This window comes from Actinopolymorpha sp. B17G11 (assembly GCF_040196095.1).
In the GTDB taxonomy this organism is placed as follows: domain Bacteria; phylum Actinomycetota; class Actinomycetes; order Propionibacteriales; family Actinopolymorphaceae; genus Thermasporomyces.
The window spans coordinates 1-7,856 of the sequence record NZ_JBEFTW010000079.1; the positions used below are offsets into that span (position 1 = coordinate 1).

Sequence of the window (7,856 nt, forward strand, 5' to 3'; positions counted from 1 at the left end):
TCGAGGCCAATCCTCGAGGTCGTCGAGCCGGTCAGGTCTGGCAGCGGCTTCTTGCACCGCGTCAGAAGGCACACTTCGCGGACGCCAGGTATCAGCAAGGCCGCGGTATCGTCGACGACCGGCCCGAGGACCTCGACATAGCGCAGACCTGAAAGGTCGCGAAGGAAGTCCAGATCGCGCAACTTGGCGCTCCGCGCAACGCGGAGGTAGATGCCGTCATGTCCGCCAGCAACGTACGCGCTGTGGACAGCCAAGGTATCGATGCCGCGGTCTACATCGACGCTCAGCACGTTGTAGTCGAACCTCACCAACCACCCACCTGCCTTCGCGGCCTAGTCAGAGGCCGAGCGCAACACGGATGCTACGCGGATGGCAGCCCAGCACGCACTGCGGCGAGCCGCGCGGCCATGCCGAGTGAGCGGACGCCGCTCAGACCCCGATGACCGAGTGGCCGCTGAGTCTGATTCGCTGCGACCATGAGGTCATGACCCAGGCGACGGACACCGAACGCAGCCCGTCAACGCCGTGCCCCTGTTGCGGCTACGTCGTACACGAACTCGGCACCGGCATGTCCGAGATCTGTCCGATCTGTCGCTGGGAGGACGACGTGGTTCAGCTCCGCTGGCCGGACTACAGGGGCGGAGCCAACAAGGTGTCACTGCTCGAAGGTCAGTCGAACTATGCGCGTCTCGGGGTTTCGGATCCATCCAGGGCAGAACGCGCTCGTGAGCCGCGGCCTGACGAACGGCCGGACATGTACTTCCACCCGATTGGCCCAGGTGACGGACCATTCGAACCAAACGGGCATAGCCTCAGCGACTGGCCGAGTGACAGGACCTCCCTGTACTGGTGGAGACCCGGATTCTGGCAAGGGCCAACCTAGGCCGGCAAGCAGAGTTAGGTCGGGCCGCACGCTATTGCCGCTGCGAGGGCGACTACTACGAGGATCGGATGACGCTGAGCAGGTCCTCGCCTGTCGCGACCAGGACGGCGTCCGCCCGGAGTTCGTCGGGCAAATGCGGCCGCTGTGCTTCGTCAGTCAGGCACGTGGCGCATCCAACGGGAAGGATCACCCACCCGGCAGCGCGAGCGCCTTCGACGAGTAGATGCCACGGGTCTGTGCCTGAGACGTGAGTGGCCATCATGCGGCCATCGCCGATGTACACCTCCGCGTCGCCGTCGCCGTACTCCACGTAGGCGAAGTCGTGCGCAGGGTCCTTGCGCACGATGTGTGGCTCAAGGATCTGGCGCATTAGGTCATCGCCGCCCGAGCCATCATCGCCGTCGTCGAAACCTTGAAAGAACACGTCGAAGGACACGAGCATACGCTGCCACGGGCGCACCACGAGTGCACGCATCTGCCGCCGTGAGGGCGTCTGAGAACGCGCCTGGCAGGCTTACGGCATGACCTTCGAACCCGCAAAGGTCCCGGGTGGCGACGTAGCCAGATGGGGTGAAGAGTGCCGCGCGAAGGCGCTGGCTGGAGTCGAGGCCAGAGACTGGCGCCCTGTCTACGACTGGACCAAGAGTTGGATCGGCTGGGGCGGCGGGGCGTGGATACCAGACACGTGGCTCCTGTACGCCGTCTCCTCCCTGCTTCGAGGACAACCTCGGAATGCGGTGCACTCGCTCGACCTGGGCATCGGCACGTGGCTGGCGGGGCCAGGTGATCGTGCTGGCCTGACGTGGTGCCGAGGCATGGTTGTCATGAACGCTCTGCAGGACCCGAAGTCGGCCCTGCTCGACCTGGAACCCGCCGCAGAGTCACTGCCCCCGTGGCTAGCTCACCAAAACACCGAACTCCTCGGCCGGTGCCGCGAAGCGGCCTCGCGAAGTCGCAAGCGCAAGCCGGCAGTCAAGCCGCACCCCCACTTCACCGGTGCCGACAGTGTTCGACACGTAGTGGCTCCCGCTGCCACCGATCGCCGTGACGGCGATCCTCCTGCGGTGTGGGCAAACATCGTCGCCTACTTCAACGCGTAACATCCGCATGCCGATAGGGCTTAGTCCCGTTTTGGTTCGTCTCATCCCATGAGACCTGGGAGATCTCGGTACCAGTAGCGCCAACGGTCATAGAACGGGTCGGCAGGGGTGTCAGCCGCGAGCGCTTCGAGGTCTGCCCGGAACTGTGCCCGGTCGTCATCGGACAACTGGCTCAAGGTGTGCACCAGGTCCTCCATGATCTTGACGGCCCAATCAGGGTCGACATCTGCGTCACTCGACTGGTCGTAGCTCATGGATGCGGTCGCGATTGCCTCCACCAGCACTTTGTGGTGCACGGACGTCAGCGTAGAGCTCCGCCAGCGGTGCTCGAGACTGAAGCCCATCTGCCCTTCTGTGCCAGCACGTCCCCGCGATCTCAGCATCCGCATCTGCCGCTGTCCGGGCGCACTCATGCCGATGTGCGGGTCGCGGCTGACTTTGCGTGGGGCAGACTGCGACTCGTGAGCGACGACCTTCGCACCCCGGTTCTGTTGTCCATGCAACGGGCGCTGTGGGACCACGTAACGCCCGATCTCCGAGGCGTGGCCGTCGAATACAGAGGTGAGTTGGATCGTGGTGCCCACGTCGCCGCTCGGTTTCTGTACGAGGGCGATGTTGGGCCCCTCCAGCGCGAGTGCGTGGCCGAGTCCGAGACGTACTTCTTGGCGGATTTCCTGCCCGACATGTCCTCGGAGTTCGAGGCGGTGGACCACGCGGAGCGCGACCTTCAGGGCGGTGAGATGTGGGTCTTCCTACGGTGGGAGCCCACTCCAGAGACTCCGATCAACCGCACTGACATGCCGCGATCCGCGCGCGATCATGCCGATGAGCGGGTGTCGGGTCATCGCCCGTGACAAACTCGCGCTCGTGGGAAGTGAGGTCGAGCAGGAACTCGATGACCGGTGGTGGCTCGGGCTACGCGCGCGCGTACTGGAGTCGGTCGATGCCCACGAGTTCACGGTCGTGCTGAACTTCGGAGGAGGGTCCGCACTCACGATTGAGTCCGCCGCGAGCGTAAGGGCCGCCGCGGCTCCGGGGACCGAGACCCCTGCCGTGACTCGCAACGAAGACGGCACAGTCTCGGCCTCCGACGCCTTGACTTCCCTGGTCGGGCAGCAGGTGCTATCGAGCGTGGGCTTCAAGACCGGTGCGTTGCGTCTCGTGTTCGAGTCCGGGCAATTGCTCACTGTTCCGATGGACGAGCACTACGAAGCCTGGCAACTGACCGGTCCCTTAGGACGGATGTGGGTGTCGATGCCCGGCGGCGGGCTCACCACATTCCCCGGAGCGTCCGACTAACCGCACTCTCATGCCGCGACCCGGGCCGTCATGCCGATGAGCGGATGCTCCGCGTCGGTACGTCGACTACGGTCGGACCGTGACCGAACTCCCGGCCCAAAGTGTGCCCTCGGCAGCTTCCAGCCCGTGGTGGAAGTTGCGCGCCGTGTCTCGAACCAATGGGTTCTCCTGGCGATCAACTCATCGTCCGACAAGGACGGGTCGTCATGGGGACCTCGCACGACGGGGGACGTCCCGCCCTCGGGGCGCTTATGTCGACGGAACCAAGACACCGGCACATTGTGTCCTGTCCAGCAGTCGTAGACGTCCACCGGCCTCGAAGCGTTCGCTCATGCCGCTGTCAGAGCTCGATTGGACGGTAACGCAGGGCTCGGTCGACAACCTCGGCCGACGTGGGCTCGTGATCGAAGTGGTCCGTCGACCAGAAGATCAGCTCGGTAGCTGCGGGGTCGAGAACGCCGCCCTGAAACTCGGCGACCAAACTGTCGACTTCCTCGTCGCTGGAGTAGTCGCCATCCATCAGCCGCTGGACGATCCCGATCAATCGTTCACGCTCAGACACGCATCAAGGGTGGCAGCCAGCCGCAAGTAGCGCCACCCACATGCCGCTGATCGCGCGGTCGCGGCGACGAGCCGTAACCCCACCGATGAGCCAGACTGGACGGGTGGACACGAACTCGCCGAAGTCCGACTGGGCCGATCGGTTGCCGACCGGACCGCCCCTGCGTGACGAGTTGGCCCGGCTCGTTGATGCCGATCAGGGGGCGCGACGAAGCTGAGAACGGCCACTTCGAAAGCGCCAACGATCCCCAGTTTGTTGCGACTGAGACGGCGCAGCGACGGTTCAAGGGACAACTGCGGCGGAGGCTCAGACACCGCGAATCGAAGGCACGCGGACGGACGTCCGAGTAGCAAGAACCGACCGCACATGCCGCTGTCGGGGCGTAGCGTCCCACCACGGCAGCCCTGATTCGCCCTCGATCGGCGCGGGGATGCGCCGGGAGCGGCGCTGTGCGTTGCAGGAGCAGAGTGGCGGGATCGAGAATCGCCTGCATGACCGACTCACAGGACATCTTGCGGCGCGTGCGAGGACTGATCGCGGCTGGCCAGCATCGAGACCAAGTGCCGGGACTTCCGGGCGTCGAGCTCGAGGGTGCCGGCATGTTCAGCGGCGACCGTCGTATCTACACCCGCGGGACCGACGAGTACGCCTCTGCAGCAGAGAGGGGACTTCTCGACCGCTTGCTGCCGCCTCCTCCTTCGGCGGATCGGGCCGCCATCGAGGAAGCCGAGTCGTTGGTCGGCGCCCCGCTTCCAGCGCTTCTCAAGGACCTGTACTCGGTGGCGAACGGTGGCTTCGGACCGGGCTATGGGTTACTCGGCCTCCAGGGCGGTTTCACTGACGACATGCACCGCACCGCGGTGGACATCCTCAGTGAGGTCGCGACGGGGAACTGGCCAGGGATGCCAGCCGGACTGATGCCCCTGTGCCACTGGGGATGCGCGATCTACTCGTTCGTGCACTGCCCCTCGGGCCGCATCTTCGGGTGGGATCCCAACCCAGTAGAGCCCGACGATGATGTGCCGTTCTTCGAGCAGGAGTACTTGCTCGACGATTGGATCGACTCGTGGTTGGTCGGGTCGCTTCAACAGCCGTGGCTGATCTACAACCCAGAGAGTGGAACGTACCGGGGAGCGACGATCGAGGAGACCCGCTCCGCGCTGGCTGCCGGCTGGGAGTAGCCGGCCCTGTCGGAGCCGCGTCCTCATCGGCTCCGGCCACGTCCCGTCTGCCACCCTCGTACGGTCCCACGCGCTGCGCCACAAACGCTCGCTCATGCCGCGGATAGTAAGTCGCGGTCATGCCGAATTGAGTGCGTTCTAGTTCGTCACGATTCCCTCTGTCTGCGGGCCTCGGCCTGCAGGCCCAGCGGCCAGGACTCGATGAAGGGCTGCATGGCGGGCTCCCACCAGCCGGTGTCTTCCACGAACGAGACGGCCATGGCGTTGTTGACGTACTCGTCACCGTCCACAAGAGCGCGGTCGAGCACCACTAACAGCCTCTGTAGAACGTCGGTGCGTCCCGTATCGAACGCCTGGATGGCGTAGCGCCGGAGGTCGGCGCTCAGCAGGTGCAGCAACACCCCTTCGTTATCCTCCAGGTGCTCGCGCACAAGCGGCTGCACCTCTGGCACTTCGCTCACCAACGCGGCGACAAGTCTTCTGCCGTCATCGTCACGGCACCAACTATCCCTGAAAGAAGTCACGCACATACCGCCGAGCGTGAACCACGACCATGCCGAATTGAGGGCGCTACTGACCTGGCCGATCGCGCCAGAACCGAGGTGATCCTTCCGACTGCCACTCAGCGCGGTATGCCTCGAACGAAGATAGTTGTGCGGTCCCCGGGTTGTCGTCGTTCCCAAACTCGAAGCCGCAGTTCGGGCACACCTCATACGAAGGGCGGCCAAGCAGATCCTCGTAAGGCGGGGTGAGGGCCGTGCCATTTGGAAGCGGCCAAACCTCGTAGGGAGGCACGGTCAGCTCGCGCGAACCGCAGACCGGGCATTCGTACATGCTGCGAGTCTTCCGCAGATGCCGGGAGCGGCGCACTGACATGCCGGCGGTCAGACCACCCTTCGCGACGGCGAAGAGAGCCTGGTCCGCGACGCCATCAGAGAGACGCCTAACGTCCCGGGGGCGAGACCGTTGCGCGCGTGGCCGATCACTTGTACTACATCCGACACGGCGCCAGTCTGCCTGCGATGCGTGACGACCGCACGCTCATCGGCACGATCGCGCCCCACCATCCGCGGAGTCATGGGTCTATGCCCACAACGGCGACGGCTTCGACGGCCTGACCGACTTCTTCCGGTCGATGGCCAAGTCGTGGCGAGGGTGGGCCGGCGCGCGCACCTGGTCATCCCTTGAAGGCGACCTGACCCTCACGGCGAAGCACGACGGCCACGTTCGGCTCCTAGTCCAGATTCGCGACTCGATCGACTGGTCTGCTGAGATCGAACTGACAATCGACGCGGGTGAGGAACTCACCGCAGCAGTCGCCGCTCTCAGCGAATCGCTCGACTCGTAACGCCCGCTCATGCCGCGATCCGCGCGGTCATGCCGATGAGCGCTCACAAGCATCGGAGGTTCAACTGAGGCGGAGTTGCCGTCCGTGCGCTTCGTCGTGCCGAGGAGCGGGCGTTGCGCCGAGGTCTGTGCGAGGCTCGGCTCCATGGACTTCGACCCACTCAAGATGGACGTGATCAGCCTGTCGCAGGACCGAGCGGTGGCCGAGCTCCACATCGTGCGAGACACACCTTGGACTGGAACTGACGATGAGTTGAACTCCTTCCAGGCCAAGGTCCAGACCTACGTGAGCTATGCAATGGATGGGCAGATGAACGCCGCGTACCCCGAGACCAGCGGACTGCCGTGGATGATCGTCGTCACGTCGTACGAGGGTCGTCCCGATGAGCGGACCACCTTCGTCATGGACGCGCTCCAAGAGCGACTGCGCGCGTACGGCGGATCATTAACTCATCGCAACGTCGAACGCTGACGCTGCCCGCTCATGCCGCGATCCGCGCGTTCGCTCCTCCTATGAGCGGTCGGCCGTCAGCGTGGGAGTGTATGCCTGTGACCGTGCAGGACGCTCTGAAAGCCGCACTCCGCGACCACCTGGGACCCGTTGCCCGCAGTCACGGTTACCGGGGGTCGGCTCCCACCTGGCGCAAGTCTTCGACTGCCGGTGATTGCGCCGTCGTCAATGCTCAGTCTTCGTCCTTCAGCAGCGCGAAGCAGGTGCGGTGCGTCGTGAACCTGGCCTTTGCCCCGGAGCCGTGGTTGAGGTGGCAGGCGGAGAGCCTGGGCGCCGGCATGCCCAAATCCGTGCCGGAGTCACTCGGGCTCTACCGCGAGCGGCTCCACCCCGAGGGGACTCCGGAAGGCACTGACGGCTGGTGGGAGGTCTTCGACGATGAGTCGGCCCGCGTGGCAGTTGCCGACATGAACGTGCAACTCGATCTGGCCGGGTGGCCGGTACTGGATGGCATGTTCTCTCCTGACGCGATGATGGCGCGTCTGCGTGACGGAGACCTCGGCATGATGAAGAGGGCCCACCAGGGGATCTTCTTCGCCCGTGCTGAGGCCCTCTTGCTCATGGATGCAGGACCGTCCGACGCCCTGGAATCGCAGCTCGACTATGCGCTGAGCAATGTGATCCCAGCACAGCGCGAGAATGCCGAGCGGTTCGATGCCTGGGTCCGCGCCGAGGCAGCCAAGGCGTGATCTGAAACGCACTCTCATGCCGCGTTCCGCGTGGTCATGCCGATGATCGGATGATCGCGAGCCCGACACCATGACCGTCGGAAGCCCGCCATCACGGCGATTCGCGGTCCTCCGGCAACTTGCCGCGCCTAGTTGTTCCCGGTCAGGAGGTTGGTGAGGGTCCGTAACACGAACGGTGTTTCCGGCGGTTGGTGTTAGTAGGTCTCGGTCACCGGCCAGCGGTCACCGAAGGTGATGGCGAATGCGTTGATCACTGGCTTCCAACGCACCATCCATCGCGCAGC

The 7,856-nt window shown here is 64.8% G+C and carries 12 protein-coding genes and 1 pseudogene; 8 read left to right on the top strand and 5 right to left on the bottom strand.

The genetic code is table 11. The annotated features are described in order from the left end of the window. Positions 1–290: hypothetical protein (locus ABN028_RS34795; protein ID WP_349699602.1), on the bottom strand; the 290-nt coding region annotated here is incomplete at its 3' end. Between the two features lie 194 nt (positions 291–484). Between ABN028_RS34795 and ABN028_RS35720 the strand changes: the two genes are divergently transcribed. After that, entirely contained in the window at positions 485–883 is a 399-nt protein-coding gene (locus ABN028_RS35720; protein ID WP_502879263.1) for a CPCC family cysteine-rich protein, read from the top strand. Positions 884–938: 55 nt separating this feature from the next. Here the strand turns inward: ABN028_RS35720 and ABN028_RS34800 are convergent, their stop codons facing one another. Further along, positions 939–1,319 carry a hypothetical protein gene (locus ABN028_RS34800; RefSeq protein WP_349699603.1) on the bottom strand — a complete coding sequence of 127 codons (381 nt, stop codon included), beginning with the start codon at positions 1,317–1,319 and terminating at the stop codon, positions 939–941. Between the two features lie 85 nt (positions 1,320–1,404). On the opposite strand from ABN028_RS34800, the gene ABN028_RS34805 reads away from it, so the two are divergent. Further along, positions 1,405–1,983, top strand: a complete 579-nt coding sequence (locus tag ABN028_RS34805) for a hypothetical protein (protein WP_349699604.1) — start codon at positions 1,405–1,407, stop codon at positions 1,981–1,983. Positions 1,984–2,024: 41 nt separating this feature from the next. Here ABN028_RS34805 and ABN028_RS34810 read toward each other — a convergent pair whose 3' ends face one another. Next, positions 2,025–2,279: a hypothetical protein gene (locus ABN028_RS34810; RefSeq protein WP_349699605.1), complete on the bottom strand. Its 255-nt coding sequence runs from the start codon at positions 2,277–2,279 to the stop codon at positions 2,025–2,027. A gap of 165 nt (positions 2,280–2,444) precedes the next feature. Here ABN028_RS34810 and ABN028_RS34815 point away from each other — a divergent pair, with 165 nt between their 5' ends. Both ABN028_RS34815 and ABN028_RS34820 read left to right on the top strand, forming a co-directional pair. Next, positions 2,445–2,837 (top strand): MafI2 family immunity protein, encoded by a 393-nt coding sequence (locus ABN028_RS34815; protein WP_349699606.1) that lies wholly within the window; start codon positions 2,445–2,447, stop codon positions 2,835–2,837. Continuing rightward, on the top strand, positions 2,809–3,282 hold the full coding sequence (locus tag ABN028_RS34820) for a DUF6188 family protein (RefSeq protein WP_349699607.1): 474 nt from the start codon (positions 2,809–2,811) through the stop codon (positions 3,280–3,282). The genes ABN028_RS34815 and ABN028_RS34820 overlap by 29 nt, the downstream gene beginning before the upstream one ends. 340 nt (positions 3,283–3,622) lie before the next feature. On the opposite strand, the gene ABN028_RS34825 is transcribed toward ABN028_RS34820, so the two are convergent. After that, the gene (locus ABN028_RS34825; RefSeq protein ID WP_349699608.1) at positions 3,623–3,844 is read right to left on the bottom strand and encodes a bacteriocin immunity protein; all 222 of its coding nucleotides are present in this window, start codon (positions 3,842–3,844) and stop codon (positions 3,623–3,625) included. 491 nt (positions 3,845–4,335) lie between these two features. Between ABN028_RS34825 and ABN028_RS34830 the strand changes: the two genes are divergently transcribed. Continuing rightward, on the top strand, positions 4,336–5,025 hold the full coding sequence (locus ABN028_RS34830; RefSeq protein ID WP_349699609.1) for an SMI1/KNR4 family protein: 690 nt from the start codon (positions 4,336–4,338) through the stop codon (positions 5,023–5,025). Between the two features lie 146 nt (positions 5,026–5,171). Here ABN028_RS34830 and ABN028_RS35725 read toward each other — a convergent pair whose 3' ends face one another. Beyond that, positions 5,172–5,789, bottom strand: coding sequence for a DUF7674 family protein (locus ABN028_RS35725; RefSeq protein ID WP_502879264.1), 618 nt, complete (start codon positions 5,787–5,789; stop codon positions 5,172–5,174). A 317-nt stretch (positions 5,790–6,106) separates the two neighbouring features. Between ABN028_RS35725 and ABN028_RS34840 the strand changes: the two are divergent. From ABN028_RS34840 to ABN028_RS34850, 3 genes and pseudogenes are all read left to right on the top strand, one after another. Next, positions 6,107–6,373 (top strand): annotated as a pseudogene (locus ABN028_RS34840) (DUF6228 family protein); the annotation flags it as partial. Between the two features lie 144 nt (positions 6,374–6,517). After that, positions 6,518–6,844, top strand: a complete 327-nt coding sequence (locus ABN028_RS34845; RefSeq protein ID WP_349699611.1) for a DUF6572 domain-containing protein — start codon at positions 6,518–6,520, stop codon at positions 6,842–6,844. 77 nt (positions 6,845–6,921) lie between these two features. Beyond that, a complete protein-coding gene (locus ABN028_RS34850) occupies positions 6,922–7,572 on the top strand; it encodes a DUF4304 domain-containing protein (protein WP_349699612.1) in 651 nt (216 codons plus the stop codon). The last annotated feature ends 284 nt before the right edge of the window (positions 7,573–7,856 follow it).